Here is a 26,981-nt window from a genome sequence, read left to right on the forward strand (position 1 = left end):
CCCAGGTCGTTTAGCTCAGCTGGGAGAGCACCTCCCTTACAAGGAGGGGGTCACTGGTTCGATCCCAGTAACGACCACCAGTTTGTAAAAATGATTTAGATGGGTCGTTAGCTCAGTCGGTAGAGCAGTTGACTTTTAATCAATTGGTCGCTGGTTCGAATCCAGCACGACCCACCATCATTTCAGAATTCCCAGGTCGTTTAGCTCAGCTGGGAGAGCACCTCCCTTACAAGGAGGGGGTCACTGGTTCGATCCCAGTAACGACCACCATATTCGCAAGCGAGGCTGAGATATCAGTTGCGGTTGCAGAGAAAGTCCCCACTCAGATGGGGATTTTTTTTGCCTGAAATTCAGTGTTCAGCATTTTCTATTGCTCGATCTCTTAACCTGTCCCGTCTGCTCCCGTCTGCTCCCGTCTGCTCCCGTCTGCTCCCGTCTGCTCCCGTCTGCTCCCGTGTTATCCAAGCGCCCTTTTCCACTCCCGCTCTTGGTCTGCTGATGCCTGCTCATCTTATTGCCGCTCCTTGACCGCCGCCTCTGGCGAGCGGCAAGAAAAAGGGCAGGCCAGAGCCTGCCCTCATCGTGATGGTCGACGTTACATGATCCCGCGGATCAGGATCCCGCTGATCAGCAGCGGCGCCACCACGCGCCAGCACCAGAGCAGCGCAAGGCGCAAGGTGGGTGACATGCTTGCAGGCAGAATGGCATCACCCAGTCGCCAGCCCAGCAGCAGGGTCAGTACCAGGCCAAACAGCGGCATCATCAGGTTGGAGGTGAGGTAGTCGAGCAGCTCGAAGATGGTTTTGCCAAACAGGGTCAGATCGCTCCAGGGGCCGAACGACAGGCTCACCGGAATGCCGGAGGCCATGATGAGCAGGGTCAATACCCGGCAGGCGCCACGGCGTGACCAGCCCCACTCCTCGGTAGTGAAACGCACCAGATGCTCCAGCATGGAGATGGAGGAGGAGAGGGCGGCAACCAGCAGCAGCAGGAAAAATACGACACCGAGCCCCTGACCGAACGGCAGATGGCTGAACACGGCAGGCATGGTCATAAAGGTGAGACCCGGCCCGGCAGTGGGGTCTATGCCGGTAGAGGCCAGCGCCGGGAAGATCATCAAGCCCGCCAGCACCGAGATAAGGCTTGCCAGAGTGACCACCCAGACGCCGGAGCGCAGCACACCTTCGCTATTGGGCAGGTAGGCGCCATAGGTCGTGTGTACCCCGAGCCCGATGGAGAGGGAGAAGAAGGCCAGTCCCAGCGCGTCCAGCACGCTCTGGCCGGTCAGCATGGAGAAGTCCGGCAGCAGCAGCTGGCGCACACCCGCCATGGAGCCGGGCATGGAGAGGCCAACCCCCACCAGCAGTAGCATCATGATGAAGAGCGCGGGCATCATCCAGCGCAGTGCCCGCTCAACCCCTTTCTGAATCCCCCCCTGCACGAACCACCAGGTCAGGCCCGCGAAGATCAGATGGGTCAGCACCGGCCACCAGGGGTTGCTGACATAGCCGTTGAACAGGGCGGTGAGGGCGCTCCCCTCGCTCAGGTTGAGCTTGCCAGCCATCGCCAGCGCGGCGTAACCCACGGTCCAGCCACCGACCACGCTGTAGAAGCTGTATATAAAGAAGCCGCAGGCGATCCCCATATACCCCATCCAGCGCCAGTTCGGCCCCACCAGTTTGCGAAAGGCGCCGAGCACCCCGCGCTGGCTATGGCTGCCGAGCAGGGTTTCGCCGACCTGTACCGCTACCCCCAGGGTGAAGCTGAACAGCAGAAACACCAGCAGAAAGGCGCCACCGCCATTGGTGGCGGTCACATAGGGAAACTTCCAGATGGCACCAAGGCCAATCGCTGTGCCTGCTGCGGCCAGCACATGACCGAGACGGGAAGACCACTGAACCTGGCTCATACAACCTCCGGGTAACACGACATCGAAGCAATACTCCTCTGTAGCAATAAACGACAGACCATAAAAAAGGCCGCCTGAGGCGACCTTTGCAATGAACATTCAGAAAAACTGTGCGTGCAAGGTCACCTCTCTTGCGAGCTAAAAAATCGACCAAACAGCACGAGGATGGCAGACATGAGGTGGCAACCTGACCAATGAATGAGGGAACAGCCTAAACCATGGAAAGAATAATTGACACATAAAATCAAAAATTTTTTATGTGTGCCGCTGTCATCACTCTGACTGTACGTACAACTCAATGGGGGAGAACCTCGCAGGGCCGTATCTTTTCTACCTTGCGGCTATTTACTGGGCGATAATCGACGTAGCTTCTTCTGGAACTAGTGACTGCTACATGGCGCTGACGGGAACAACGATGAGACAGGATGTCGTATGAGATGGATGGTGTTGCCCTGGTTACTGATCAGCCTGAGTGTGTCGGCGCAGCCCGGATTAACCCTGCTGAGTCACGACTTACCCCCCTTTACCGAATACCACGACGGCAAGCTCGACGGATTTGCCATTCGCCTGATCGATGAGGTGCAGGAGGAGCTTGGCACCCGTTATCCGGTGCGGATTTACCCGCTCAAGCGGGCGCTGGCGCTGGCACGGGTCGAGCCCGGCTATGGACTGTTCGTGGTACAGCGGCTCCCGGAGCGGGAGTCTCATTTCAAATGGGTTGGCCCGCTCTTTATCAATCGGGTCTTTATCTATCAGGCGCCGGATAGTCGCCACCCGCTGACCTCGCTGGCACAGCTGCGGGATCTGCCCAGAGTGGGGGTCGTGCTGGGTAATGCCGATGACGTGCGGCTGACCCATGAGGGCTACACCAATCTGGTGCGCTACAAGACAGTCGGGGAGGCGATAGAGCGGCTGATGCTGGGCAAGATCGATGCCTTGCCGATGGCGGAGCTGGTGATGGAGGCCACCCTCGACAAGATGGGGTTATCCCTGCGCAGCATCGTCAGCAGTGGGGTACTGCTCCATCAGGCCGGTCTCTATATCGTCTTCTCCAAGGGAACGGATGATGCCGAGATCACCCGCTGGCAGCATGCCCTGGAGGCCGTCAGAGCCGCCCAGGGGCGGGCCGATGAGCCCACCCGCGAAGAGTAACCGTCACACCAGACCGCGAATCAAGATCCCGCCGATCAGCAAGGGGGCAATCCAGCGCCAGCAGTTCATCAGCAAGTGATGCCAGTGGCTGGCAATCCCCTGCGGCGGCGCCTTGCGCCCCAGTTTCCAGCCCAGCAGCAGCGTCAGCATCAGGCCGAACAGCGGCATCATCAGGTTGGAGGTGACAAAGTCCAGCAACTCGAAAATGGTTTTGCCAAACAGGGTTGCGTGTTGCAGCGGGCCAAACGACAGGCTGACCGGAACACCGCTAACCATGACGAATCCAGTGATGGCGCTGCAGGCCGTGCGGCGTGACCAGCCCCAGGTCTCGCACAGGAAGCACTGCAAATGCTCCAGCAGGGAGATGGCCGAGGAGAGCGCCGCAAAGACCAGCAGGGCGAAGAAGATCACCTCAAGCACCTGACCGAAGGGCAGCAGTTGAAATACCGCCGGCATGGTCATAAAGGTGAGACCGGGGCCGGAGGCCGGGTCGATACCGGTCGAGGCCAGCACCGGGAAGATCATCAAACCCGCCAGCACTGCCACCATGCTGGCCAGCAGCACCACCCAGAGGCTGGAGCGACCAACCCCTTCGCTGGTCGGCAGATAGGCGCCGTAGGTGGTGTGGATGCCAAGACCGATGGAGAGGGAGAAGAAGGCCAGCCCCATGGCATCGAGCACGCCGGACATCCCCAGCTTGCTGAAGTCGGGCATCAGGAAGTGACGTACCCCCGCCATCGCATTGGGCAGTGTGAGGCCAAAGGCGACCAGCATCAGGATCATCAGGAACAGGGCCGGCATCATCCAGCGCAAGGTGCGCTCCACCCCTTTCTGAATGCCCCCTTGCACCACCATCCAGGTGAGGGCGGCAAACAGCAGGTGAGTGAGGATTGGCCAGACGTCGCCGCTGACATAGTCATTGAAGCGGGCGGTGAGGGCCGCCGCATCCCCATGGTTGAGCTGACCGGAGATGGCCATGCCGGTATAACCCAGGGTCCAGCCGCCCACCACGCTGTAGAAGCAGTAGATGAGCAGGGTAGAGATCACCCCCATTACCCCAACCCAGCGCCACTGTTTACCGAGCAGATCGGAGAAGGCTCCGACTACCCCGCGGCGACTCATGCTGCCGAGCAGGGTCTCCCCCATCAATACCGCCACCCCCAGGGTGAAGCTGAACAGCAGAAAGACCAGCAGGAAGGCGCCGCCGCCGTTGACGGCAGTGACGTAGGGAAATTTCCAGATTGCGCCGATACCGACCGCGGAACCCGCTGCGGCGAGGATGTAGCCGAGTCGGGATGACCATTGGGACTGCTTCATAAGAACTCCAATCGAGCGCCCCTTGGCAGGGGCAGAATGGCGCTCATGTTACGGAGGTCACGGCGCAATCACTACGACGGTTATCAGGCATAAATGCGATTTATTGGCATGATTGGCTAATTTAATTCTGTTTTTTGCCCAATCCTGCCGCCAAATAAAAACCGGAGCGAGATTGCTCCGGTTTGGTCTCTGACAACTGCTCGTCGGCGGACTAGATCACCCCGAGCTCCCGCAGCCGCTCCATCAGGTAGCTGTGGGCGGTATGACGCTCGGAGAGCACCACCTCGGGCCGCGGATGGAGGAACAGCGGCAGGGAGATACGCGACTTGGCGGCACTGCCACCGGTCGGGTTGATGACGCGGTGAGTGGTGGAGGGGTAGTAGCCGCGAGAGGCCTCCTGCAGCATGTCGCCGATATTGATGATGAGGGTGCCAAAGTCGCACGGCACGTCCATCCACTCGCCGTCGGAGCCCTTCACCTGCAGCCCCGGCTCGTTGGCGGCGGGCAGAATAGTGAGCAGGTTGATATCTTCGTGGGCGGCGGCGCGGATGGCGCCCGGCTCCTCGGTGCCATCGAACGGCGGATAGTGCAGCACCCGCAGCAGGGTCTTCTGGCTCTCTTCAATCATCGAGGAGAACGGGCAGCTGTAGTGAGCGGCGATATCGGCCGGGGTATACTGCTCGACCCAGCCCAGCAGCTCGGCGGCCAGACCGTTGGCGAGACGGTAGTACTCCATCGCCTGCTCTTTCAGCTCTTCCGGCATCTGGCCCCAGGGGTAGATGTGGAAGTACTCCTTGATGTCTTTCTGGCTATGGCCCTTGGCCACCTCGGAGACCGACGGCGGGAAGTAGCCATCCTGGGTTTCGCGGTTGAACAGGAAATCCTGCTTCTGCTCGCTCATGAAGAAGCGATACCAGTTGTCGTAGATGGATTGCACCAGCTCTTTTGGAATGGGGTGGTTGGTCAGCACGCCAAAGCCGGTGGTACGCAGGGATTCGGTGAAGCGTTGGGCCGCATCGGGTGAGCGGTAATCGACGGTCAGGACTTTCATTGTTTTTGTTGCGCGCCAGTTAAAAGATGGCGCAGTTTACCTTGCGCCTGATAACAAGGAAAGCGGGTTGGCCGCCCGTCTGGCACGGCGTTGAATAGTGACAAAAACATCAAATAAACCGCGCCAGACCGCACGGGAGTGCATCCCTTGTTATGGCCTTTTATCCTCTCTAGAATGCCGGTCACTATCTTTTCCGGAGTCTGTTCATGTCCCCCAAAATCCTGTTGCTGACCCTGCCGGTATTGCTGGCGGGATGCAGTGCCCTGTCAGAAGATGAGTGCCGCACCATGAGTTGGTACAACCTGGGTTATCAGGATGGATCGGAGGGTAAAACCCGTCAGGCGACCCGTGATTACGTTTCGTCTTGCAGCGAATATGGCCTCAAAGTGGATGAGGCCGAGTGGAAACGGGGCTACGACAAGGGGCTGGAGCTCTACTGCATTCCCGAGCTGGCTTACAGCAAGGGCAAGGAGGGGCAGGCCTATCTGGGGGTATGCCCCAATGACGCCAGCTTCCTCAAGCAGTATCAGCGTGGCTACGAAGAGTACAAACTGGCTGCCCGCCTGCGGGAGATCAGCGACGAGCTGGAGCGTACCGAGCGGGATATCGATACGCTTGAACGCAGCATCCGCAACGAAACCAACACGGAACAGCGCGACTATTACCGCGCCAAGCGCGATCGGGCCATTCGCCACTACGAATCCCTGCGCCGGGAGTACAACCGTCTGCGTTATCCGGATCGGGTGATCCAGTTCTCCTTCGGCGGTTAATCCCTCTCTTCATGGCCAGCCCGCGTGCTGGCCATGTTGCATCTTGTCAGATCAGGGCAGTACCCAGCGCTGCAACGCCAGTGCGATGCCATCTTCGTTGTGGTCGGCCGTGACCCGATGGGCATGGCTCTGGAGCTGTGGGGCCGCATTGCCCATGGCCACCGCCAGCCCCACCTGCTCGAACATGCTGATGTCGTTGTTGTTGTCACCAAACGCCACCACCTGCTCCATCGCAATCCCTTCGCTGGCTGCCCACTGGGCAAGCCGGTTGCCCTTGCTGCAACCGGGCTGTACCAGCTCCACCGCATAGGGGGCCGCCCAGTCACGGGTAAAGGGCATCTGCTCGACCACCTCGCCCATAAAGGTGTGCAGGCGCGCCGGATCCTGATTGAACAGCTCCAGTTTCCAGACCGGGTTGTCGAGCCAGCCTGCCAGCTCCTCGACCGGGTGGAGGGCGATCTTGAGGTGGTCCGGCTGATTGGCCGACCAGTGGCGGATGCGAGTGACATGCTCTTCACAGCCGATGTAGCCAATGCCCTCGCTCAGGTGGAACAGGGCGCCCATCTGCTGCGCCTCGACCGCGGCCAGCAGCTCGGTAAGCGGGGCGACCGCCAGCGGGTCGCCGCTGAGGATACCGTTTTGCACCGGATCATAGAGATAGGCGCCGTTGCTGCAGATGAGGGGGGTATCGAGGGCCAGCTCGTGGTGGAAGGGACGCGCCGTCATGTAGTGGCGTCCCGTGACCAGCAGCACCTTGATACCGTGGGCGCGGGCCTGCGCCAGGGCTGCCCGGGTGGCCGACGAGATCTTGTGATCCCGGGTCAGCAGGGTGCCATCCATATCGAGCGCGATGGCCTTGTACTCACTCATAGCTCCTCCAGCATCGAACAAATCCGCAAAGAGCTTTACCGTCCCAGACCCGGTGCTCCGATGCAAGTCTTGCGCGTGGCCGAAGCGCCGAACTGTGATCCCTTCGTGGCTCAGGTGCAGCTGGCCAGCTGTTGACGACGGTCGGCACGGCGGCGCAGCAGATAGAAACCGGCAGCACTGGCAAGGGAGCAGAGGGTGGCGAGATAGAAGGGCCACTCGGTACCGGCCAGCAGCACCAGACTGCCGAGCAGCACCGCCAGTATCTCGCTGCCTACGGCGAGGGCGCGGTAGAGCCCCATCGCCTGCCCCTGTTGCTCCGGGTGACTGCGGTTGGAGATCGCCACCGAAGTGGCCAGCTCTCCCAGACTCATTCCGATGCCAGCGGGAACGAAGGTAAGCGCCAGTCCCCACCAGTGCACGGGCAGGATAAAGAGCAGCATGCCGCTCGCCATCACCAGATGGCCGACAATGCCGAGGGAGCTGCCGCGCCAGTGACGGGCGATGCGGGAGCCGAGCCAGGAGCCCGCCATCATGGGCAGGCTCACCAGTACCGCCGCCTGTGCCAGCTGGGCCGGATCCCAGGACAGCCGCTCCACCAGCCAGATATTGAAGTAGGTGAAATAGAGCTGCACGGCGCCATAGCTGATCAGGGTAAGTGCGAAGTAGGGCAGCAGGGCCGGTTGCAACAACAGCTGGCGGCTGGAGAGGGTCGCTGTCTGACGGGTGGCCGCCACCGGCGGACGATAGGGGATCAGCCAGTAGACCAGCAGCAGGTTGAGCAGGGTCATTCCTACCGCCAGCCAGGCGGCCAGACTGTAATCCCCCGAGATCACTGCGGCGTAGCCCCCGATCACCGGCCCCACTACCCAGCCCAGATTCATGCCGATATTGATCCAGGCGAAGCTGCGGGCCTTGTGCTCCTTGCCGGCGAGATCCGCCGCCATCGCCTGCACGATGGCGATGTTGCCGTTGCACAGCCCCTCCACAATCCGGCTGAGCAGCAACAGGGGGAGTGAGCGCCAGGCGATACCGAGTGCCATCAGGGCATAGCCTGCCAGTACCCCCGCCAGCGAGAGCAACAGCAGTGGCTTGCGGCCATAGCGGTCGGAGAGGCGCCCGAGCCAGGGGCTGCCCACCAGCTGGAACAGGGGATAGAGCCCCATGATGACCCCCAGCCACACCTTGCGGCTCCAGTCGGAGGCTTCCGGCGTCAGCATCCCCTGCGCCGGATCCAGCAGCAAAGGTGCCAACACCGGGGAGGGGAGACTGAAGCCTGCAACTGCCAGCGTGACCGTCATGACCAGCACCCAGAGGGGATTTTTGTGCCCGTGTTTCTCCATGTTGCACCCATTAAGTAAAGTTATTTGTTTATTTATGCTGATTCATAGACGGGATTAAGTAAAGTGAATTGTTGATTTAATAAAGGGCGATCCCCATAATGAGACCATGAACGCAAGCACCGACAAGATCCTGTTTCTGCTCAAGAGCCATGGCCCGCAGAGCGCCGCCGCGCTGGGGGAGCAGTTGCAGATGACCTCCATGGGCGCCCGCCAGCACCTGCTCACGCTCGAGCAGGAGGGGTGGGTTACATTCAGCGACGAGGCGCGCGGGCGCGGTCGTCCCGTGCGGCTGTGGCAGCTCACCGAGCAGGCCTGGCAGCGCTTCCCCGATAGCCATAGCGACCTGACCGTGCAGCTGATCGACAACGTGCGCGAGCTGTTTGGCGAGGAGGGGATGGAACGGCTGATCCAGCAGCGGGAGCAGCAGATGCTTGCTCGCTATCAGGAGGCGCTGGGGTCCCATGGCCTCTCTGGCCGGCTGGCGGCGCTCAAGGAGCTGCGTACTCGCGAGGGCTACATGGCGGAGATCCGCCGCGAAGAGGATGGCAGCTGGCTGCTGTGGGAGAGCCACTGCCCCATCTGTGCGGCGGCGCGCACCTGCCGCGGTTTCTGTCGCAGCGAACTGGCGCTGTTTCGCCAGCTGCTGGCGCCGGCGACGGTGGAGCGGGAGCAATATCTGCTGGAGGGGGCGCATCGCTGCCTCTATCGCATCACGCCGCCCGCGCTCTGATTTCGTCAAACGCCCAAAAACAACAAAGCAGGCGCCGGGATGCCTGCTTTGTTGCCTTCGGGGAGGGGGTTCTCTCGTTCCAGCCCGTCGTTTCCCGATAAGGTAAGACGGCTGATGGGGCTCTTGACCCGGTAAGGTCCTTCACCGCAGAGACCCGGTCAGGTATCTGCTTTGCCACCGGAAGATGTAACCATAGTATCCCTCCCGTGCCGGTGAGTGGTTGCAAAGCAACCACTTATTTCGGTTGTTTTTGCAATACTTCACCCTTAATCTAGGAAAAGTGGATTAGTCATTGCAACGAGGAAGGGTAAATGCTGAAACTTGATCGCATAGACAGACATATTCTCGAGCTGATGCAGGAGAATGGCCGCATCAGCAATCTGGAACTGGCCGAGCTGGTCGGGCTCTCGCCGTCCCCCTGCTCCCGCCGGGTCAAGGCGCTGGAGGATGCCGGTCTCATCGACACCCACGTTACTCTGCTCAACGCCCGCCAGCTTGGCCTCACCCTCACCGCCTACATTCATATCTCCATGGACAGACACACGCCCGAGCGGTTCGAGAATTTCGACCGCGCCATCAGCGAACTGCCCGAAGTGCTGGAGTGTGACCTCATCACCGGCAACGATGCCGACTACCAGCTCAAGGTGGTGGTGCGCGACATGGAGCACTACCAGCACTTCCTGCTGGACAAGCTGACCCATATTCCGGGGGTGACCGGAGTGCGCTCCAGCTTCGTGTTGCGCCGCATCAAGCACAAGACGGCGCTGCCGCTCAACCATCTGGGGTGAGCCCGCGCAAGCCGCTTATATAAACAGAAAGAGGAGGCCAGTGGCCTCCTCTTTTGCTATTCGCTCTTGGTTATTCGGTAGTGGTTATCGGGTCTGGATTAGCTGTCGCGGTGACGGGGCGACTGCCGTGGTCAGACACTGACCTGGCTGATGTCTTCCACCTGCAGCAGCCAGCCGCTCTGCTCCTGCTGCGGTTCGCCGCTGACCCGCAGCCGCTCGCCGGTCGGCACCCACTGCCCCTCGGGCAGGGAGACCAGCAGGCTCTCGCTGCCGTTGTCGAACAGCCAGCGATCTTCGCCAAGCGATTCAATCAGATAACCTTCCATCTCCACTCTGGACTCGGCTTGCCAGGATGGCGCAACGGAATCACGGCTCTCGATGAAATCCCCCTGAACACCAAAACTGGCTAGCCCCCACAGAATGGAGAGCCCGACGATGGATGTTTGCATCTTGTCTCTCCTCTTTTGGAACTGTAGGGCCAGTATGGGAACAGAAAACTGAGCGCACCATGAACAAGGTGGCAAAGTGCTGGCGAGATCGCGAAAAAATCCGGCCAATTGGTCGGCAGTGTCATTTTATGGTGCCTGGATCACACTATTTGGCGGCTTCTTCTGCCATCCGTTCAGCTCTTGGCTTATTCGTCCACATGGCTACCCCGCGATGATCCCCACAGATCCCCTCTGCCACCACGGCGCGAACCCGGGTGCCATCTTTGCAAATGGCCTGCCAGGCGTCGGCATCATCGATGGCGAGCGAGTTGGGGGGCGGCGTGGTTTGGCAAGCCGTGAGCAGCAGGGCGCACAGGGGGAGCAATTTTTTCATGGCGGACTCCTCGGGGTGATGGGGGACTGGGAGGATGGGGATGACCTCTCCATCCGGGCTTCACTCCCCAGCATCAGTGATAACCGGTTAAGGGGCAAGGGGGGGCCACTGACGGCCGCAGGTGCCGTGCAGCCAGGGCTTGCCCTGTGCCCTCCTTGGGCCTATGGTGGGGCCGTTTTATTGCCTGATTGAAGGAGCGTTTTCATGTCCACTCTCTATCCCCGCGTCGGGGTCGGCGTCATCCTGACCAACGCCCTAGGCCAGGTGCTGCTTGGCAAACGCAAGGGGAGCCATGCCCCCTACTGGTCGATCCCGGGTGGTCATCTGGAGTTGGGGGAGAGCTTCGAGTCGGCGGCGATCCGCGAGGTGGCCGAGGAGACGGGACTTGAGATCCACGGGCCCGAGGTGGTGGCGGTGACCAACAATCTGGAGACCTGGCGCGAGAGCGGGCTGCACTATGTCTCGGTGACGCTGCACGCCCGGGCCGATGGTGAGCCGCAGCTGCTGGAGCCGGAGAAGTGCGAAGGCTGGGTCTGGTGCGATCCGCGCGCGTTGCCCGAGCCCCATTTCGACGCCAGCCGTCAGTCCATCGCCTGCTGGCTGGCGGGACGCTGCTATCTGCCGGGTGATGTGCCCATGGTGTCGGCCTAATCAGTCTGATTGTCATAAAAAGATCATCGCGCTGTCATAATATCCCCTCTCCATCGGGAGAAGAGGGATGAGGGAGAAGAGCGTGGGACAGGTATTTATTCAGTTTTTATGGCTGGGCTGCATCAGCTTTGGTGGTCCGGCCGCTCATATCGGCTATTTCCAGCGCACCTTCGTCCAGCGGCTTGGCTGGCTGACACAGGCCGAATTTGCCCGCTTGCTGGCGCTGTGCCAACTGCTGCCGGGGCCCGCCTCCAGCCAGCTTGGTTTCGCCATCGGTCGTCATCGCGCCGGTCTGGGCGGGGCGCTCTCGGCTTTTGTTGGCTTCACGCTGCCCTCATTTCTGCTGCTACTGGCGGCCGCGATCGGCATCGGCCAGCTGGGCAGCAATCTGTGGCTCGATGCGGCTTTGCACGGCCTCAAGCTGCTGGCGCTTATCGTGGTGGCCGATGCGGTGTTCACCATGAGTCGTCAGTTCTGTGCCACGGGAATGACCCAGGGGATCATGGTGGTGACCGCTGCCGCACTCTGGTGGCAGCCCGGTCTGATGACTCAACTGTTGATGCTGGCTGGAGCGGCGCTGATCTGCGCCCGCAGCCAGCGCGGGGCGGGTAGTGTGCCAGCCTCCGCCGAGCTGCCTTCTGCCGCCAGCAGTCAGCCTCATTGGCCGACCCTGCTGCTGTTTGGCATTCTTTTTATCGGTCTGCCGCTGCTCGCTAGCCCGATTGGCCAGCTGGTTGCTGACTTCTATCGCGCCGGTAGTCTGGTGTTTGGCGGTGGCCATGTGGTGCTGCCACTGCTGCAAGAGAGCGTGGGCCACACTCTCAACGAGCAGCAGTTTCTGACCGGTTACAGCCTGGCCCAGTTGGTGCCGGGCCCCATGTTTACCCTTGCCACCTATCTTGGCGCCCAGCTGCAGCCCGAGATGCCGATGATCGGTGCCCTGTTGGCGACCCTGGCGCTCTTTGCGCCCGGCTTTCTGCTGCTCTGGGCGGTGGGCCCCTGCTGGCAACAGTGGCTGGCCCAGCCCCGTCTGGCGGGGGCCGTCACCGGAATCAACGCCGCCGTGGTGGGCTTGTTGTTGGCGGCCCTCTATCAGCCGGTGTGGCAGAGCGCGGTGCTGGCGCCGACCGATCTGGCGCTGGCGGCCATCGGCTTTTATCTGCTGCGGGTGGTGAAGCTGCCGATACCGGCCATTGCGGCCCTGCTGGTGATGGCCGCCATCCTGCTGGCGTGAATGCGGTGAAATCCCGATAAAAAAACGGCGCCTCCATAACGGAGGCGCCGTTTTTATTGCAATGGGTCAGCCGCTTAAGCGTCGGGATCGAAATCCAGACTCAGGCTGTTGACGCAGTAGCGCTGGCCTGTCTCGGTCGGTCCGTCGGGGAAGACGTGACCGAGGTGAGAGCCGCACTGGCGGCAGGTGATCTCCACCCGCTTCATGCCGTGGCTGTTGTCCTCGGTGTACTCCACCGTCCCCTCGATGGCCTTGTCGAACGAGGGCCAGCCGCAGCCGGAATCAAACTTGGCTCCTGAGTGAAACAGCACGCTCTTGCAGCAGACACAGAGGTAGTCGCCGCTCTTGCGATTGTGGAGCAGGGCGCCGCTGTAGGGGCGCTCGGTGCCCTTCTCCCAGCAGACGTGAAACTGCTCTGCGGTCAGTTTGCTGCGCCACTGTTCCGGATTGTTACTGCTCATACCGACTCCTTGCCATCCATACCGGAGCCCAGCATAGCGGCTCCGTAAAGCTGACTCCAGCATGCCTGTTATGGTTTGCCTGTATCTGTGATCGAGGTGGCAACCATCTCCTCACCGGATGCAGGGAGAATTTCCTGCTGCGGTGGTTGGGCATCCTCCGCCGTGCTGGCCAGCGCCACCCGCTCCAGCAGTTTGAGGGAGTGGGCCCGGCCGACTGCCACCTGCCGTTTGATGTCATCGGGTAGGAAGGGCAGCCCATCGTTGGTGGCGGTGTCGATGGTCTGGATCCACTCCAGCCCTTCCCCCGGCGGCGGCAGGCGGAACTGGATGTCATAATCGCTGGCGTTGAACAGCACGTACCAGCGCTCGCCGACACAGTTGATCATGCCGATATCCATGGCGAACGCCTGCCCCATGGGGGCGTGCCAATCCTGATCGGTGAGCTGGTGGCCGTCCGGGTGATACCAGTTGACCTGATGGCAGCTGGATGGGGTGCCATTCCAGCTGTCGTCGCTCAGTTGCAGGTTGGAAAAGACGCAGGACTCCGCCCGCAGCGCCATCATCTGCTGGGTGAAGGCGAACAGCCGCTCATCCTCCGGCCGCCACTGCCAGTTGACCCAGCTGATCTGGTTGTCCTGACAGTAGGCGTTGTTGTTGCCAAGCTGGCTGCGGCCCATCTCGTCGCCGGCGAGGAAGTGGGGAGTACCTTGGGACAGCAGCAGGGTGGCAATCAGATTGCGCTTCTGCTGCTGGCGCAGGCTGTTGACCCGCGGATCCAGGGTTGGCCCCTCTACCCCATGGTTATAGGAGAGGTTGTTGCCGTGGCCATCCCGATTGTCCTCACCGTTGGCCTGATTGTGGCGCTGGTTGTAGGAGACCAGATCCTCCAGGGTGAAACCGTCGTGATAGCAGAGGTAGTTGACGCTGGTGTGAGGCGAGCGCCAGTTCTTCGGGAAGATATCCCGCGAGCCTACCAGCCGGGTGGCGAAGTCCCCCATCTTGCCCGCATCACCGCGCCAGAAGGCGCGCACAGTATCGCGGTAGCGGTCGTTGATCTCCTGCCACTGGCTCGGGAATTGACCCAGCCGGTAGCCGAAGGGGCCGATATCCCAGGGTTCGGCGATGAGCTTGACCTGTGACAGCACAGGGTCGGCCATCACTGCCTTGAAGAAGGCGCCCATGGGCTCGAACTCCCCCGCTTCCCGCGCCAGTGTCACCGCCAGATCGAAACGGAAGCCATCCACCTGCATCTCGGTGACCCAGTAGCGCAGGGCATCGAGCACCAGTCGCAGGGTATTGGGATGATCCAGATTGACGCTGTTGCCACAGCCGGTCACGTTGGCGTGACGGGTGTAGTCCGGGCCGTGGGGGCCCGCTTCGAAGGCGTAGTAACCGGCGTTGTCAAAGCCCTTGAACGAGAGGGTGGGGCCGTCGAAGCCAGAGGCGGCAGTGTGGTTGTAGACCACATCCAGGATCACCTCGAGCCCGGCCCGGTGCAGCTCGCGCACCATGGTCTTGAACTCGGTCACCGCCTCGTCCGCCCTGGTGCTGTAGCGCGGCTCCGGGGCGAAGAAGGCGATGGGGTTGTAGCCCCAGTAGTTGGTCAGTCCCAGCTGCTCCAGTCGCGGTTCCGACATGAAGGCGGCCACCGGCATCAGCTGCACCGAGGTGATGCCGAGACTCTTCATATGCTCGATAACCAGCGGGTGACAGATGCCAAGGTAGGTGCCCTGCAGCGCTTTGGGGATCCCCGGGTGCTGCTTGGTAAAGCCCTTGACGTGGGTCTCGTAGATAATGGTGCGGGCCGGGCTGATCCCGGGTTTGCCAACCCCTTGCCAGTCAAAGCTGTCATCCACCACCACCGACTTGGCAATCATCCCGGCGCTGTCCCCCTGATAGAGGGCTTCATCCCAGTAGGTGGGACGACTGAGCGCCTTGGCGTAGGGGTCAATCAGCAGTTTTTGCGGATCGAACAGCATCCCCTCCTGCGGGGTGCCATAGACCCGATAGCCGTAGCGCTGACCGGCCTTTACACCGCGCACGTAGCCAAAGCGATACTGGCCACGGCGGCCGGGCAACTCCAGCCGCATCAGCTCCTGCTCCTGCTCGTCGTACAGGCAGATCTCCACCTTGTCCGACTGGGGGGCCCAGACGCAGAAGTGGCAACCGTTCTCGTCAAGGCGGGCCCCCAGCGGGTGGCCCACCCCTTTTTCCATTACAAGCATCAAGACTCCTGTTTGATAAACAAGGTCGCCAGCGGCGGCAGATCCAGCACTATGCTGTGTGCCATCCCCTGCCAGAGGGTCGGCTCGGCAGCGAACACCAGACCTACATCATAGTTACTGCCCCAGTAATACTCGCTGTCGGTGTTGAGCACCACCCGATAGTGGCCCGCCGCAGGGACGCCGATCCGATATTCGAGACGGGGCACCGGGGTGAAGTTGCAGGCCACCACAATAGTCTGCTTGCCCTCTTTGTCCGCCCGCAGCCAGGCAAAGATGCTGTTGTCGGCATCGTTGTGATCCAGCCAGCGGAAGCCGGTCTGCTCATAATCGGCCTGATACAAGGCAGGCTCATGACGGTAGAGGTGGTTGAGATCGTGGATCAGCCGCTGCTGACCGGCATGCTTGGGATATTGCAGCAGATGCCATGGCAGCTGGGCGTCGTGGTTCCACTCGTTGCTCTGGGCGATTTCGGTGCCCATGAAGTTGAGCTTCTTGCCCGGGTGGGCGTACATGAAGCCCATGTAGGCCCGCAGGTTGGCGGCTTGCTGCCACTCGTCGCCCGGCATCTTGTAGAGCATGGAGTGCTTGCCGTGCACCACCTCGTCGTGGGAGAGCGACAGGATGAAGTTCTCGTCATAGTGGTAAACCATGGAGAAGGTCATGTCGTTGTGGTGGTAGCGACGGTGGATCGGCTCTTTCTGCATATAGGTGAGGGTGTCGTGCATCCAGCCCATATTCCACTTGAAGCCAAAGCCGAGGCCGCCGAGGAAGGTGGGGCGGGAGACACCGGCAAATGCGGTGGACTCTTCGGCTATGGTCATGGCGTGGGGGTACTTGCCGTAGACCTCCTCGTTGGTCCACTTGAGCAGACTGATCGCCTCGTAGTTGTGGTTGCCGCCATCGACGTTCGGTACCCATTCACCGGCGTTGCGGGAGTAGTCCAGATAGAGCATGGAGGCGACCGCATCCACCCGCAGTCCGTCGATGTGGAACTTGTCGAGCCAGAACAGGGCGCTCGCCACCAGGAACTGACGCACTGTGTCGCGGCCAAAGTCATAGATGTAGGAGTTCCAGTCTGGATGCCAGCCACGGCGCGGATCCTCGTACTCGTAGAGCGGGGTGCCATCGAAGCGGGCCAGGCCGTGGGCATCGGACGGGAAGTGGGCGGGCACCCAGTCCAGAATGATGCCGATCCCTGCCTGGTGGCACTGGTCGACGAAGTATTTGAAATCATCGGCGGTGCCGTAGCGGCTGGTGGGGGAGAACATGCCCACCGGCTGGTAGCCCCAGGAGCCGCTGAAGGGGTGCTCGGAGACCGGCAGCAGCTCGATGTGGGTGTACTCCATCTCTTTGACGTAGGCGACCAGCTCCACTGCCAGCTCGCGCCAGCTCAGGCTGTCGCCGTTGGGGTGGCGCTTCCAGGAGCCGACATGCAGCTCATAGATGGAGAGGGGGTGCTCACGCTTGTCGTTGTGCTGGCTGGCAATCCACTCGGCATCCTGCCACTGGTACTGGGCGTGGTCATAGACCACGGAGGCGAACGACGGATACTGCTCACTGTAGAAACCGACAGGGTCGCTCTTGTGGGGCAGCCGGTTGCCCATGGGATCCTTGAGCTCGAACTTGTAGCGATCCCCGGCCTTGAGGCCCGGCACAAACAGCACCCAGTGACCGCAGAGGCTGCGCTGCATCGGATGGCGGCGGCCATCCCAGAAGTTGAAATCGCCGATCAGGCTCACTGCGGTGGCGCTCGGCGCATAGACCGCAAAACGCACCCCTTCAACCTGCTGGCCAAGATGCTCCACGGTGCGCAGCTGGGCGCCAAGGGTGTGGTAGAGGTTTTCCGGCTGGGCGGTCAGTTCGGCCAGGCCTGCCCAGGCGGCATCCTGAAACTGATAGGGGTCGATGACCTCGGTGGTGGCATCTTGGTAGCTGGCGATCAGCTGATAGGGGAAGGAGTTTTTGCGGCGGGTGAAAACAGTTTCAAAAAGACCCGATTCATCGGTGGGCGCCAGGGTGGCAACGACTTTGCCCGACTTGAGATCCTTGACGCGGACTTCGAGGGCATCAGGCAACCAGGCGGTCAGTTTGAGGCCGGGCCCATCCGGATTGGCCTGCAGGCCTAAGTGAGAGAAGGGATCGGAACAGCGGGCAGCAACCAAACGTTCAACGAGCATCGAGATTTCCTTTCATGACAGAGCATCCACTCCGGCCGAAGCCGGAGTGGATTTAGGTGAGAACGCTGTGGGAGACAGCGTCTCAACGACTGGCCTCATCACGGGCTTGGCTCATCTTGCCAGCCAGTGCCTTGAGTGCCTCATTGGCAAAAATATCTTCCAGATCAGCGGAAAGCTTGCGGCGCCAGTTGGGGTATTCGTAACTGGTGCCCGGTACGTTGACCGGCTTGTCCATCTCCAGCCAGTCTTCCAGCTGGGTACTGAACAGGGCGCAGCTGCCGCGGGACATGTGGATCTGCAGACCGTGGTTGAGTTCGGTGTTCATGCCGACCCAGTTCACGTCATGACTGATGTTGTCAGAGATGACCTTGTGGGCATGCAAGCTGTCGAGGATCCGTTGTTTGGCCTGGTGACGATCAGCATACAGAGTCTTCAATACATCTTCATCCGGATACAGACCCAGTTGACGGCCGAGCGCCAGATCGTCGCAGTGCCAGAAGCCCTTGAGGGTCGGCATGTCGTGGGTGGTCAGGGCCGACATCGCCTGCTCGGTGTAGTGCGCCGGGGAGATAAAGCCGCCATCTTCCTTGGAGCGCTCGAAGAAGAACACCTTGTAGGAGTGAACGCCGTTCTCTTTCAGGGTCACGTCGATCCCCTCCGGCACGGTACCCAGATCCTCGCCGATCAGCAGGCACTGATTGCGGTGGGATTCGAGGGCCAGAATGCCCAGCAGATCGTTGACCGGATAGTAGATGTAGGCGCCCTTGGCGGCGGACGCTCCGGGCGGTACCCACCACAGGCGCAGCAAGGCCATCACGTGGTCGATGCGCAGTGCGCCGCAGGAGCGCATGTTGGCTCGGAACAAGTCCACCATCGGCTGATAGGCCGCTTCAAACAGCTTGTTCGGGTTCATCGGGGGCAGGCCCCAGTTCTGACCGAGCGGGCCGAGGATATCGGGCGGCGCACCGACCGAGGCCTTCGGACAGTAGAGATCCTGGTTGGCCCAGATCTCGGTGGAGCCTTCGGAGACGCCCACTGCCAGATCCCGGTAGATCCCCATCACCATGCCGGCAGCCTTGGCACGGGCATCGGCTTGCGCCAGCTGCTCGTCGGCCAGGAACTGCAGATAGAGGTAGAAGTTGACATCTTGCGGGTGCGCGGCCATCCAGGCGGCAACGGCAGGATTGTGGTAATCGCGCAGCTCCTGCGGCCATACCGGCCAGCCCCAGGCATTTTCGCCTTTGGCATAGAAGTGGGCCTGCAGGGCATCAAATGCTGCTTGCTGTTGCAGGCTGTCGTCACCGGCGGCCACGAAGGCATCAAAGGCAGCCTGACGCTCGGCGCCAAGGCTGGCTTCGTCGAACACCTGACGCAGCATGCCGAGTTTGGTCTGGATCACGCCGGTGTAATCGACATTCTCTTTGGCACGCAGGTCGGCCAGATGTTGCTGGAAGGCAGGGCTTGCCACTTCCGCCTTCAGGCGAGCGCTCTGCTGGAATTCGGGCACCGCTTCCACATTGATATAGGCCACGTTGAGCCAGCGACGGGAAGAGGGGCTGTAGGGACTGGCGCTCTCCGGATTGGCCGGATAGAGGGCGTGGATAGGGTTGAGACCGACGAAGTGGGCACCCCAGGCGGCCGCTTTCTCGACCAGCTGGCCCAGATCGCTGAAATCACCGATACCCCAGTTGTGGCGGCTGCGCAGGCAGTAGAGCTGCACGCTCGGGCCCCATACCTTGCGGCCATTGGCAATTGGCGCCTGCTTGTAGCAGGCCTTGGGGGCGACGATGAGGCGCATGGTAGCCAGCGGCTCGTCATTGCCCTCTTCCAGCAACACCAGCTGGTGATAACCCAGCTCCGGGGCCATATCCAGCGTGACGCGATAGGCCTGGCACTCCATCTCTTCAAATTCGGCCACGCCGACCAGCTCACCCTCGATGGGGGTGAATTGACCGGACAGCACCGCACCCTGCTCCTGCTGGAGCTGCCAGGTGAGGGCGTCGTTGACGAATTCGATGGGGAGGCGAACCTCAAGGGTAACGGCGTCGCCGGTGCGAACCACCATCACAGGATCCAGCGCCCGCAGCCAGTGCTGGCGATGCTCCTCTTCCAGCTGCTGCACCAGTGCGGCCTCGTCATCGACGCGGTAGCCCATGGCGCCCAGCATGGCGGCCTTGCTCTCTTCTGATACCTGGGCCGGGTGGCCCCAGGCATCGACATACTCGCTGGCGATACCTTTTGCGGCAGCCAGCTGTTCAATCAGGGTGGTCATAGTTTGAGAATTCCCGCTGTGGATTCTATCTATACTATTTTGTTTGATTTTTATGGGGTGGTACTTGAACAGTGGCTCTATGGGCCATGCTAAACCGCGCACATTTTTACATATCTCAGTGAATGGTTGTGTGACCGAGTAGGCACTATTGTTGATATCTGCGCGATGCCACGATCTGGCACTTTTTTCGTCAAAACGTGGTAATCAGTTACATAAACAGAAAATTAATTTCACAGTTTTTCATGATATAGCGCAATTTCAGACAGAATGTTGGTTGACTCACCGGAGAGTTCTAGTAAATTTACAAGCGGAATTTTCTTTGACTACTGAACAGTTAGGTAACTAAATATGACTATCAAAGTAGGTATTAACGGTTTTGGCCGTATCGGTCGTTTCGTATTCCGTCTGGCTTGCGAGCGTGCAGACATCGAAGTTGTTGGTATCAACGACCTGATCGATGTTGACTACATGGCTTACATGCTGAAGTACGATTCAACTCACGGTCGTTTCAACGGTACCGTTGAAGTTAAAGACGGCAACCTGGTTGTAAACGGCAAAACCGTACGTGTTACCGCTGAGCGTGACCCGGCCAACCTGAAGTGGGGCGAAATCGGTGTTGACGTTGTTGCTGAAGCTACCGGTCTGTTCCTGACCGACGAGACTGCTCGTAAGCACATCGCTGCTGGTGCCAAGAAAGTTGTTCTGACTGGCCCGTCCAAAGACGCTACCCCGATGTTCGTAATGGGTGTTAACGACTCTACCTACGCTGGCCAGGACATCGTTTCCAACGCTTCCTGCACCACCAACTGCCTGGCCCCGATCGCCAAGGTTCTGAACGATACCTTCGGTATCGAGTCTGGCCTGATGACCACCGTTCACGCTACCACTGCTACCCAGAAGACCGTTGATGGTCCGTCTGCCAAAGACTGGCGCGGTGGCCGCGGTGCGGCTCAGAACATCATCCCGTCCTCTACCGGTGCTGCCAAGGCTGTTGGCGTAGTTATCCCGGAACTGAAAGGCCTGCTGACCGGTATGGCTTTCCGTGTTCCGACTCCGGACGTGTCTGTTGTTGACCTGACCGTTAACCTGAAGAAAGCTGCCACCTACGCAGAAATCTGCGAAGCGATGAAAGCTGCTTCCGAAGGCGCTATGAAAGGCGTTCTGGGCTACACCGAAGACGAAGTTGTATCTACCGACTTCCTGGGTGAGCGTCAGACCTCCGTATTCGACGCCAAGGCTGGTATCCAGCTGAACGACAAATTCGTTAAAGTTGTATCCTGGTACGACAACGAAATGGGCTACTCCAGCAAAGTTCTGGACCTGATCGCTCACATCTCCAAGTAATTTGGGATGCGCAATCGCGTAGCTTGAAAAAGGCGGCCATTGGCCGCCTTTTTGTTTTTCGGTTTCCCCTGATGACAGGAGTCCACATGCAATCCATTCGTCCCCTGACAGCCAATTGCAAGCTTGCCAACAATGCGGCCGGTCTGCCGGTTCTCACCATCAACAACGACTATGCCAAGGCAGAAATCAGCCTGTTTGGCGCCCATGTGCTGAGCTATCAGCGTCATGGCGAGCCGGCCTCCATCTGGCTGAGTGACAAGGCGGTGCTGGATGGCAGCAAGCCTGTTCGCGGTGGTATCCCGATCTGCTGGCCCTGGTTTGGCCCGGCGCCCGCCCGCGTCGGTAGCGGCAAGCCCTCCCACGGTTTTGCCCGTACCACCCTCTGGATGCTGGACGGGGTCTCCGATCACGCTGACGGCACGCTCGTTCATCTCTCCCTGCGCGACAGCGACGCAACCCGTGCCCTGTGGGATCACTCCTTCGAACTGGAGCTGGATGTGCTGGTGGGCAAAGAGCTTTCGCTGGTGCTGACCACTCGCAACACCGGTAGCCAGCCGCTGACTTATAGCGGTGCGCTGCACACCTATTTGCAAATCAGTGCGCCGGAAGCGGTGAGTGTCACCGGCCTGGGCGAGCCCTATGCTGACAAGCTGACCGGACAGGATGCCAAGCAGCAGGGTGCATTGACCCTGAACGGGCCGCTGGATCGGGTCTACTGGCAGCCAGAGGCGCTGGTGAGCGTGCAGGATGGTGAGCGCGAGACCCGGGTAGTGAGCGGCAACCACGACAGCGTGGTGGTCTGGACCCCCTGGCTGGAAGGGGCCACCGCCATGGCCGACATGAGCGACGATGGCTATCGCACCATGTTGTGTGTCGAGGCCGCCATCGCTGGCGAGGCGGGGGTGACCGTCGCGCCGGATGATGAGCACAGTCTCTCCACCGTGATCATCTGATCAGGATGAGGTTCAGATAAATAAAGAGGGCTCCCGCGGGAGCCCTCTTTGCATCTCGTGACGGCGGCAATCAGGCGTTGCCCTGGGTCTTGAGCTTGAGTTCGGCGGCGAAATTGAGCATGCGATCGAGGGGGATCAAGGCTTTGACCCGCAGATCTTCATCGACATGGATCTCGTGGCGCTCGGCACCGTCGGTGAGCGCTTCCTTGATCGCCACCAGACCGTTCATCGCCATCCAGGGGCAGTGGGCGCAGCTGCGGCAGGTAGCGCCATCGCCACCGGTCGGTGCTTCCACCATCTCTTTCTCCGGACAGGCCTGCTGCATCTTGTAGAAGATGCCCCGATCGGTCGCCACGATCAGCTTCTGCTGGGGCAGCTCCTTGGCTGCCTTGATCAGCTGACTGGTGGAGCCCACCGCATCGGCCAGCTCGATCACCGAGGCGGGGGATTCCGGATGAACCAGCACGGCGGCGTCCGGATTCTGCTCTTTCAGCTCGCGCAGGGCGCGGGCCTTGAACTCGTCGTGGACGATGCAGTGGCCCTGCCAGCGCAGCATCTGCGCCCCGGTCTTCTTCTCGATATAGGCACCCAGATGGCGATCCGGGCCCCAGATGATCTTGTGACCCAGACTGTCGAGGTGTTCGACGATCTCCAGCGCAATGCTGGAGGTCACCACCCAGTCAGCCCGTGCTTTAACGGCGGCCGAGGTATTGGCATAGACCACTACGGTATGGTCGGGATTGGCATCGCAGAAGGCGGAGAACTGTTCGATGGGACAGCCCAGATCGAGGGAGCATTCGGCCTCCAGAGTCGGCATCAGCACCCGCTTGTGGGGGCTCAGGATCTTGGAGGTTTCCCCCATAAAGCGCACCCCGGCGACGATCAGGGTTTGTGCCTCATGATCGCGGCCAAAGCGGGCCATCTCCAGCGAGTCCCCGACGAAACCGCCGGTTGCTTCGGCCAGCGCCTGGATCTCGGGATCCGTGTAGTAGTGGGCGACCAGTACCGCCTTGCGCTCCTTGAGCAGCGCCTTGATTTCTGTGGTCAAGGTCGTTCTCTGCTCGGCACTCAGGGGAAGAGGTTTGGCCGGAAAGGGGTAGTCCATCGCGACTACCGGCGGGACACTGCTCAGTGCATTGCTCATTGCGACTGTTCCATCAACGCTCGGGAAGGCAAAAATTATAACCAGAAGCCTGCCACAAACCCATCAACAAATCGGGTGAAGCGCAAGTGGGCGAATATACTCAAGTAATTCGTTGTTATTCTGCCATAAGGAGTTGTCGCATGAAGCAACGTTCCCTCAAGTTCAAGTTGTTGTGCCTTACCATGGGACTGTTTCTGCTGACCGGGCTGGCCATGACCCTGTTGCAATCAGCCTCTTTCAGCTCCCTTCGCAATATGGTGATGACCCAGACCAGCGATGCTCTGGAAGAGGAGGTCTCCCGCAGCCTGCAGTATCAGGCGGAGCGCTATGCCATCCAGATTGCCTCGCTGATGCAGAACTCCTATCAGATCCCCCTGACTGTGACCGCCCAGATTGAAGCCGGTATGGCTAAACCGGAACTGCGCTTGTCGCGACCCCAAGTAGAGTCTCTGCTCGGCAGCAGCCTGCAGCAGGCGAGCGGGATCAGCTCCATCTACGCCCAGTTTGAACCGGATGGCTATGATGGCGAGGATGGCAACTGGCTGGGCGGGGCCAGCCACTCGGTGGCAGGCAAGGGGAGTCTGGAGGTCTATTTCACCAAGGATCAGGGAGGCGCCGTCGCCCAGCAAGCGGTGGACGCCGCCGCCAGCGAGGCCAAGTTTGATACCTCCCTCAATGAGTTTGGTATTCGCAATAGCGAGTGGTATCTGTGCGGCCGCGATACCCGCAGACCCTGTTTGATGGAGCCCTACCTCTTCGAGATAAGCCCCGGCAACAAGATGCTGATGACCAGCCTCACAGTGCCCATTCTCAACGATGGCAAGTTTGTCGGGCTGGCCGGGGTGGATATGAACCTACCCATCTTCCAGCAGCTTGCCGAAACGCTGGGCAAGAGCCTTTATGACAACAAGACGGATGTCACCATCGTCAGCAAGATGGGGCTGATTGTGGGCAGCAACCGCTATGCCGACAAGCTGGGCCGTCCACTCAAGGAGGTGGGTCTGACCCTGCCTGACGGTCAGCCGGTCAGCAGCGACAGTGACTTCATTCTTCATCAGCCCATTCGGGTTGAAGCAGCCAATACCCAGTGGTGGTTGATGATCAAGGTGCCCAAGGCGCTGGCGCTCGGCAAGGCGCACGCCATCAGCAATGAACTGGGCGCCCTGCTGGTGGATGGCCAGCGGCAGCAGATCATCGCCATGGGCGGGATTACCCTGCTGGTGCTGGGGCTGCTGGTCTGGTTTATCCAGACCATCACAGCGCCGCTTTCCCTTATCAGCCGCCATGTGGGTCATCTCTCCAGCAACGAGGGGGACCTGACCCAGCAGATGGAGATCGACACCCATCAGGAGCTGATCGATCTGGGGTCCCAGCTCAATGCCTTCCTCGGCAAGCTGCGGGGTATGGTGCAAATGAGCAAGGGGATCGGCCAGCAGGTCTACCAGCAGGCGCGGGAGATGAAACATACCGCCGACACCATGCGAAGCAGTCTGGACGAGCAGAATCTGGAGCTGGAGAGCGTAGTGAGCGCCATGCATCAGATGAGCACCACGGCAGTCAGCGTGGCGGGTTATGCCGAGCAGGCAGCGCAGGAGTCGGAAGCGGCGACCCACCACATCAATACCGCCCAGCAGACCCTCAGCAATGCCCGCAACGAGATCCATACTCTGGTCGGCGATATGCATGAGGCGGACAAGGCGGTAGCGCTGGTGGCCCAGCGCAGCACCAATATCAGCAGGATCCTCGATGTGATCCGCGCCATTGCCGAGCAGACCAATCTGCTGGCCCTCAACGCCGCCATCGAAGCGGCACGAGCGGGTGATATGGGCCGTGGCTTTGCGGTGGTGGCGGATGAGGTACGGGCGCTGGCCAACAAGACCCGTGAATCGACCGACGAGATCGGCCAGCTGATTGGTAGCCTGCAGACCGAGGTGAGCAGCAGTCAGCGTCTGATGAATACCGGCATCGAGCGCTCCACCACCACGGTGCAGGGCACCGAGCAGGCGTTCGATGCGCTCAATCGGGTGGTGGCGCAGATCCAGCAGATCCACGACCACATCAGTCAGGTGGCTACCGCCGCCGAGCAGCAGAGCGCCGTCAGTGACGATATCAACAAGAATTTGATGCGGATTGGTGATACCGCCAACGTGATCGGGCAGGAGGCCAGCTCTAGCCATCAGCTGAGCGAAGCGCTGGAGCAAGCGGCCACTGCGCTGGCCAGTCAGCTCGATCGGCTGCGTACCTGAGTGGCAGCCAGAGAGACAAAAGCCCGCGAGCGATCGCGGGCTTTTTTATGACTCGACGGCAGAGTTGCGTCAGTTGCGGGGTTCAACCAGCAGGATGTGGGAGTCGGCCCCGACCACCCTGACCTTGCTGCCCGCAGGCAGCGACTCGTCGCAGCGCACCGTCCAGACCGTGTCGTCCAGATGCACCCGACTGGTGCCCTGAGCCACATCATCCAGCAGGGTCAGCTCGCGGCCCATATAGCTCTGCATCCGCTCGTTGATGGTGCTGGCGGCATCCTGACCCGAGTTGTCACGCTGGTGCTGCCAACGCCACCAGGCCCAGGTGGTGAGCAGGGATTGCACCGCAAACAGCAGCAACTGCGCCTGCCAGCCAAAGGGCCAGATCAGCAGCAGTAGCCCCACTTCCAGCGCGGCGATGCCGGTCCAGAGCAAAAAGCCCACTGAGCCGAGCACCTCGATGGCCAGCAGAATGAAGCCGAGCCCCAGCCAGTGCCAGTGGGTCAGCCCCTCTAACAGGGCTGTCATGACTTGCTGCCCTTGCCATCTTTGTTGAACAGCTCGGCCATGCCAGCCACAGAGCCAATCAGGCTGCCTGCTTCCAGCGGCATCATGATGATCTTGCTGTTGGGGCCTTCACCGATGCGGGCCAGTGCCTCGGTATATTTCTGAGCCACGAAGTAGTTGATGGCCTGCAGGTCTCCTTCCGCAATCGCCTGGGAAACCATATGGGTCGCCTTGGCTTCCGCCTCGGCAGCCCGCTCCCGCGCTTCGGCGGCGAGGAAGGCGGCCTGACGCTCACCTTCGGCTTTGAGGATCTGGGACTGTTTCTCCCCTTCCGCTTTCAGGATCTTGGACTGGCGCACCCCTTCGGCTTCCAGTACCTCGGCCCGTTTCTGGCGCTCGGCCTTCATCTGGGCGTTCATCGCTTCGACCAGGGCCAGCGGCGGCCGCACATCTTTAATCTCGATGCGGGTCACCTTGATACCCCAGGGGGCGGTGGCGGCATCCATGGTGCGCAGCAGTTTCTCGTTGATGGTGTCGCGCTGGGAGAGCATCTCGTCCAGCTCCATGGCGCCGAGCACGGTCCGCATATTGGTCATGGTGAGATTGCGGATGGCGCTGGTGAGATCGTTGACCTCGTAACCCGCTTTGCGGGCATCCACCACCTGCACAAAGCTGATGGCGTCGATGGTGACGTTGGCGTTGTCGCGGGAGATCACCTCTTGTGCCGGGATATCCAGCACCTGCTCCATCATGATGATCTTGTGGCCGACCCGATCCACGTAGGGGATCAGCAGGTTGAGGCCCGGGGTCAGGGTGCGGGTGTAGCGGCCGAAGCGCTCCACCGTCCAGTTGTAGCCCTGGGGCACTATCTTGATGCCCGCGCTCAGGGTGGCGAGCACCAGGAACACGAAAATCCCTAGCACAATCAATGATTCATTCATCATTTAGCTCCTTATGAAACACAGTCCCTAGCCTATGGTCTGGCGTCAGGTACCACAAGTGACTTTGTACGCCTTTGTCA

The 26,981-nt window shown here is 60.6% G+C and carries 23 protein-coding genes and 3 tRNA genes; 12 read left to right on the forward strand and 14 right to left on the reverse strand.

Features of this window, described 5'->3' with window-relative positions:
- The first annotated feature begins 4 nt into the window (after positions 1 to 4).
- From ACW5XC_RS13145 to ACW5XC_RS13155, 3 genes are all read left to right on the forward strand, one after another.
- Positions 5 to 80: transfer RNA gene (locus ACW5XC_RS13145), tRNA-Val, on the forward strand.
- A gap of 21 nt (positions 81 to 101) precedes the next feature.
- Positions 102 to 177, forward strand: a tRNA-Lys gene (locus tag ACW5XC_RS13150).
- A 17-nt stretch (positions 178 to 194) separates the two neighbouring features.
- Positions 195 to 270, forward strand: a tRNA-Val gene (locus ACW5XC_RS13155).
- A 325-nt stretch (positions 271 to 595) separates the two neighbouring features.
- Here the strand turns inward: ACW5XC_RS13155 and ACW5XC_RS13160 are convergent.
- Positions 596 to 1,909 (reverse strand): sodium-dependent transporter, encoded by a 1,314-nt coding sequence (locus ACW5XC_RS13160; protein WP_042052425.1) that lies wholly within the window; start codon positions 1,907 to 1,909, stop codon positions 596 to 598.
- A gap of 432 nt (positions 1,910 to 2,341) precedes the next feature.
- Here ACW5XC_RS13160 and ACW5XC_RS13165 point away from each other — a divergent pair, with 432 nt between their 5' ends.
- Positions 2,342 to 3,061: a substrate-binding periplasmic protein gene (locus ACW5XC_RS13165; RefSeq protein ID WP_042052424.1), complete on the forward strand. Its 720-nt coding sequence runs from the start codon at positions 2,342 to 2,344 to the stop codon at positions 3,059 to 3,061.
- A 3-nt stretch (positions 3,062 to 3,064) separates the two neighbouring features.
- Here the strand turns inward: ACW5XC_RS13165 and ACW5XC_RS13170 are convergent, their stop codons facing one another.
- Positions 3,065 to 4,378, reverse strand: coding sequence for a sodium-dependent transporter (locus ACW5XC_RS13170; RefSeq protein WP_042052423.1), 1,314 nt, complete (start codon positions 4,376 to 4,378; stop codon positions 3,065 to 3,067).
- 211 nt (positions 4,379 to 4,589) lie between these two features.
- On the reverse strand, positions 4,590 to 5,429 hold the full coding sequence (locus ACW5XC_RS13175; protein ID WP_042052422.1) for an isopenicillin N synthase family dioxygenase: 840 nt from the start codon (positions 5,427 to 5,429) through the stop codon (positions 4,590 to 4,592).
- Positions 5,430 to 5,635: 206 nt separating this feature from the next.
- Here ACW5XC_RS13175 and ACW5XC_RS13180 point away from each other — a divergent pair, with 206 nt between their 5' ends.
- On the forward strand, positions 5,636 to 6,199 hold the full coding sequence (locus ACW5XC_RS13180; RefSeq protein ID WP_005362971.1) for a DUF2799 domain-containing protein: 564 nt from the start codon (positions 5,636 to 5,638) through the stop codon (positions 6,197 to 6,199).
- A gap of 51 nt (positions 6,200 to 6,250) precedes the next feature.
- Here the strand turns inward: ACW5XC_RS13180 and ACW5XC_RS13185 are convergent, their stop codons facing one another.
- Both ACW5XC_RS13185 and ACW5XC_RS13190 read right to left on the reverse strand, forming a co-directional pair.
- Entirely contained in the window at positions 6,251 to 7,069 is an 819-nt protein-coding gene (locus ACW5XC_RS13185) for a Cof-type HAD-IIB family hydrolase (RefSeq protein ID WP_042052421.1), read from the reverse strand.
- 110 nt (positions 7,070 to 7,179) lie between these two features.
- On the reverse strand, positions 7,180 to 8,409 hold the full coding sequence (locus tag ACW5XC_RS13190; RefSeq protein ID WP_042052420.1) for an MFS transporter: 1,230 nt from the start codon (positions 8,407 to 8,409) through the stop codon (positions 7,180 to 7,182).
- A 106-nt stretch (positions 8,410 to 8,515) separates the two neighbouring features.
- On the opposite strand from ACW5XC_RS13190, the gene ACW5XC_RS13195 reads away from it, so the two are divergent.
- Together ACW5XC_RS13195 and ACW5XC_RS13200 are read left to right on the forward strand one after the other, a co-directional pair.
- Positions 8,516 to 9,139, forward strand: coding sequence for a helix-turn-helix transcriptional regulator (locus ACW5XC_RS13195; RefSeq protein ID WP_042052419.1), 624 nt, complete (start codon positions 8,516 to 8,518; stop codon positions 9,137 to 9,139).
- Positions 9,140 to 9,450: 311 nt separating this feature from the next.
- Positions 9,451 to 9,927: an Lrp/AsnC family transcriptional regulator gene (locus ACW5XC_RS13200; RefSeq protein WP_005304871.1), complete on the forward strand. Its 477-nt coding sequence runs from the start codon at positions 9,451 to 9,453 to the stop codon at positions 9,925 to 9,927.
- A gap of 131 nt (positions 9,928 to 10,058) precedes the next feature.
- Here ACW5XC_RS13200 and ACW5XC_RS13205 read toward each other — a convergent pair whose 3' ends face one another.
- A complete protein-coding gene (locus tag ACW5XC_RS13205; protein ID WP_005343224.1) occupies positions 10,059 to 10,376 on the reverse strand; it encodes a hypothetical protein in 318 nt (105 codons plus the stop codon).
- A 145-nt stretch (positions 10,377 to 10,521) separates the two neighbouring features.
- On the reverse strand, positions 10,522 to 10,749 hold the full coding sequence (locus ACW5XC_RS13210; RefSeq protein ID WP_005335715.1) for a hypothetical protein: 228 nt from the start codon (positions 10,747 to 10,749) through the stop codon (positions 10,522 to 10,524).
- Positions 10,750 to 10,953: 204 nt separating this feature from the next.
- Between ACW5XC_RS13210 and ACW5XC_RS13215 the strand changes: the two genes are divergently transcribed.
- Together ACW5XC_RS13215 and chrA are read left to right on the forward strand one after the other, a co-directional pair.
- Positions 10,954 to 11,400 carry a nucleotide triphosphate diphosphatase NUDT15 gene (locus ACW5XC_RS13215; RefSeq protein ID WP_042052418.1) on the forward strand — a complete coding sequence of 149 codons (447 nt, stop codon included), beginning with the start codon at positions 10,954 to 10,956 and terminating at the stop codon, positions 11,398 to 11,400.
- Between the two features lie 82 nt (positions 11,401 to 11,482).
- Positions 11,483 to 12,634: a chromate efflux transporter gene (gene chrA, locus ACW5XC_RS13220; RefSeq protein WP_155397218.1), complete on the forward strand. Its 1,152-nt coding sequence runs from the start codon at positions 11,483 to 11,485 to the stop codon at positions 12,632 to 12,634.
- A gap of 74 nt (positions 12,635 to 12,708) precedes the next feature.
- On the opposite strand, the gene msrB is transcribed toward chrA, so the two are convergent.
- The 4 genes from msrB to malQ form a co-directional block, all read right to left on the reverse strand.
- Positions 12,709 to 13,095: a peptide-methionine (R)-S-oxide reductase MsrB gene (gene msrB, locus ACW5XC_RS13225; protein WP_040068248.1), complete on the reverse strand. Its 387-nt coding sequence runs from the start codon at positions 13,093 to 13,095 to the stop codon at positions 12,709 to 12,711.
- A 68-nt stretch (positions 13,096 to 13,163) separates the two neighbouring features.
- Positions 13,164 to 15,320, reverse strand: coding sequence for a glycogen debranching protein GlgX (gene glgX / locus ACW5XC_RS13230; RefSeq protein WP_042052416.1), 2,157 nt, complete (start codon positions 15,318 to 15,320; stop codon positions 13,164 to 13,166).
- Positions 15,320 to 17,497 (reverse strand): 1,4-alpha-glucan branching protein GlgB, encoded by a 2,178-nt coding sequence (gene glgB / locus ACW5XC_RS13235; protein ID WP_042052415.1) that lies wholly within the window; start codon positions 17,495 to 17,497, stop codon positions 15,320 to 15,322. The genes glgX and glgB overlap by 1 nt, the downstream gene beginning before the upstream one ends.
- An 82-nt stretch (positions 17,498 to 17,579) precedes the next feature.
- Positions 17,580 to 19,769: a 4-alpha-glucanotransferase gene (gene malQ / locus ACW5XC_RS13240; RefSeq protein WP_042052414.1), complete on the reverse strand. Its 2,190-nt coding sequence runs from the start codon at positions 19,767 to 19,769 to the stop codon at positions 17,580 to 17,582.
- Positions 19,770 to 20,117: 348 nt separating this feature from the next.
- On the opposite strand from malQ, the gene gap reads away from it, so the two are divergent.
- Together gap and ACW5XC_RS13250 are read left to right on the forward strand one after the other, a co-directional pair.
- Positions 20,118 to 21,113: a type I glyceraldehyde-3-phosphate dehydrogenase gene (gene gap, locus ACW5XC_RS13245; protein WP_005335708.1), complete on the forward strand. Its 996-nt coding sequence runs from the start codon at positions 20,118 to 20,120 to the stop codon at positions 21,111 to 21,113.
- A gap of 86 nt (positions 21,114 to 21,199) precedes the next feature.
- On the forward strand, positions 21,200 to 22,066 hold the full coding sequence (locus ACW5XC_RS13250; protein WP_042052413.1) for a D-hexose-6-phosphate mutarotase: 867 nt from the start codon (positions 21,200 to 21,202) through the stop codon (positions 22,064 to 22,066).
- Positions 22,067 to 22,136: 70 nt separating this feature from the next.
- Here the strand turns inward: ACW5XC_RS13250 and nadA are convergent, their stop codons facing one another.
- A complete protein-coding gene (gene nadA / locus ACW5XC_RS13255; RefSeq protein ID WP_005335706.1) occupies positions 22,137 to 23,210 on the reverse strand; it encodes a quinolinate synthase NadA in 1,074 nt (357 codons plus the stop codon).
- 140 nt (positions 23,211 to 23,350) lie between these two features.
- Between nadA and ACW5XC_RS13260 the strand changes: the two genes are divergently transcribed.
- Complete coding sequence (locus tag ACW5XC_RS13260; protein WP_042052412.1) at positions 23,351 to 25,456, forward strand: methyl-accepting chemotaxis protein; 2,106 nt, start codon at positions 23,351 to 23,353, stop codon at positions 25,454 to 25,456.
- Positions 25,457 to 25,525: 69 nt separating this feature from the next.
- On the opposite strand, the gene ACW5XC_RS13265 is transcribed toward ACW5XC_RS13260, so the two are convergent.
- Entirely contained in the window at positions 25,526 to 25,981 is a 456-nt protein-coding gene (locus ACW5XC_RS13265) for an NfeD family protein (RefSeq protein WP_005354718.1), read from the reverse strand.
- Positions 25,978 to 26,901, reverse strand: coding sequence for an SPFH domain-containing protein (locus tag ACW5XC_RS13270; RefSeq protein WP_005335703.1), 924 nt, complete (start codon positions 26,899 to 26,901; stop codon positions 25,978 to 25,980). Before ACW5XC_RS13270 ends, ACW5XC_RS13265 begins: the two co-directional genes overlap by 4 nt.
- Between the last annotated feature and the right edge of the window lie 80 nt (positions 26,902 to 26,981).

It is taken from the genome of Aeromonas sp. 25-AL00135 (assembly GCF_054052385.1).

Bases quoted from the DNA above. Each gene is read 5' to 3' on its own strand.
- ACW5XC_RS13160 (WP_042052425.1), bottom strand. From the start codon at position 1,909: ATGAGCCAGGTTCAGTGGTCTTCCCGTCTCGGTCATGTGCTGGCCGCA.
- ACW5XC_RS13165 (WP_042052424.1), top strand. From the start codon at position 2,342: ATGAGATGGATGGTGTTGCCCTGGTTACTGATCAGCCTGAGTGTGTCG.
- ACW5XC_RS13170 (WP_042052423.1), bottom strand. From the start codon at position 4,378: ATGAAGCAGTCCCAATGGTCATCCCGACTCGGCTACATCCTCGCCGCA.
- ACW5XC_RS13175 (WP_042052422.1), bottom strand. From the start codon at position 5,429: ATGAAAGTCCTGACCGTCGATTACCGCTCACCCGATGCGGCCCAACGC.
- ACW5XC_RS13180 (WP_005362971.1), top strand. From the start codon at position 5,636: ATGTCCCCCAAAATCCTGTTGCTGACCCTGCCGGTATTGCTGGCGGGA.
- ACW5XC_RS13185 (WP_042052421.1), bottom strand. From the start codon at position 7,069: ATGAGTGAGTACAAGGCCATCGCGCTCGATATGGATGGCACCCTGCTG.
- ACW5XC_RS13190 (WP_042052420.1), bottom strand. From the start codon at position 8,409: ATGGAGAAACACGGGCACAAAAATCCCCTCTGGGTGCTGGTCATGACG.
- ACW5XC_RS13195 (WP_042052419.1), top strand. From the start codon at position 8,516: ATGAACGCAAGCACCGACAAGATCCTGTTTCTGCTCAAGAGCCATGGC.
- ACW5XC_RS13200 (WP_005304871.1), top strand. From the start codon at position 9,451: ATGCTGAAACTTGATCGCATAGACAGACATATTCTCGAGCTGATGCAG.
- ACW5XC_RS13205 (WP_005343224.1), bottom strand. From the start codon at position 10,376: ATGCAAACATCCATCGTCGGGCTCTCCATTCTGTGGGGGCTAGCCAGT.
- ACW5XC_RS13210 (WP_005335715.1), bottom strand. From the start codon at position 10,749: ATGAAAAAATTGCTCCCCCTGTGCGCCCTGCTGCTCACGGCTTGCCAA.
- ACW5XC_RS13215 (WP_042052418.1), top strand. From the start codon at position 10,954: ATGTCCACTCTCTATCCCCGCGTCGGGGTCGGCGTCATCCTGACCAAC.
- msrB (WP_040068248.1), bottom strand. From the start codon at position 13,095: ATGAGCAGTAACAATCCGGAACAGTGGCGCAGCAAACTGACCGCAGAG.
- glgX (WP_042052416.1), bottom strand. From the start codon at position 15,320: ATGCTTGTAATGGAAAAAGGGGTGGGCCACCCGCTGGGGGCCCGCCTT.
- glgB (WP_042052415.1), bottom strand. From the start codon at position 17,497: ATGCTCGTTGAACGTTTGGTTGCTGCCCGCTGTTCCGATCCCTTCTCT.
- malQ (WP_042052414.1), bottom strand. From the start codon at position 19,769: ATGACCACCCTGATTGAACAGCTGGCTGCCGCAAAAGGTATCGCCAGC.
- gap (WP_005335708.1), top strand. From the start codon at position 20,118: ATGACTATCAAAGTAGGTATTAACGGTTTTGGCCGTATCGGTCGTTTC.
- ACW5XC_RS13250 (WP_042052413.1), top strand. From the start codon at position 21,200: ATGCAATCCATTCGTCCCCTGACAGCCAATTGCAAGCTTGCCAACAAT.
- nadA (WP_005335706.1), bottom strand. From the start codon at position 23,210: ATGAGCAATGCACTGAGCAGTGTCCCGCCGGTAGTCGCGATGGACTAC.
- ACW5XC_RS13260 (WP_042052412.1), top strand. From the start codon at position 23,351: ATGAAGCAACGTTCCCTCAAGTTCAAGTTGTTGTGCCTTACCATGGGA.
- ACW5XC_RS13265 (WP_005354718.1), bottom strand. From the start codon at position 25,981: ATGACAGCCCTGTTAGAGGGGCTGACCCACTGGCACTGGCTGGGGCTC.
- ACW5XC_RS13270 (WP_005335703.1), bottom strand. From the start codon at position 26,901: ATGAATGAATCATTGATTGTGCTAGGGATTTTCGTGTTCCTGGTGCTC.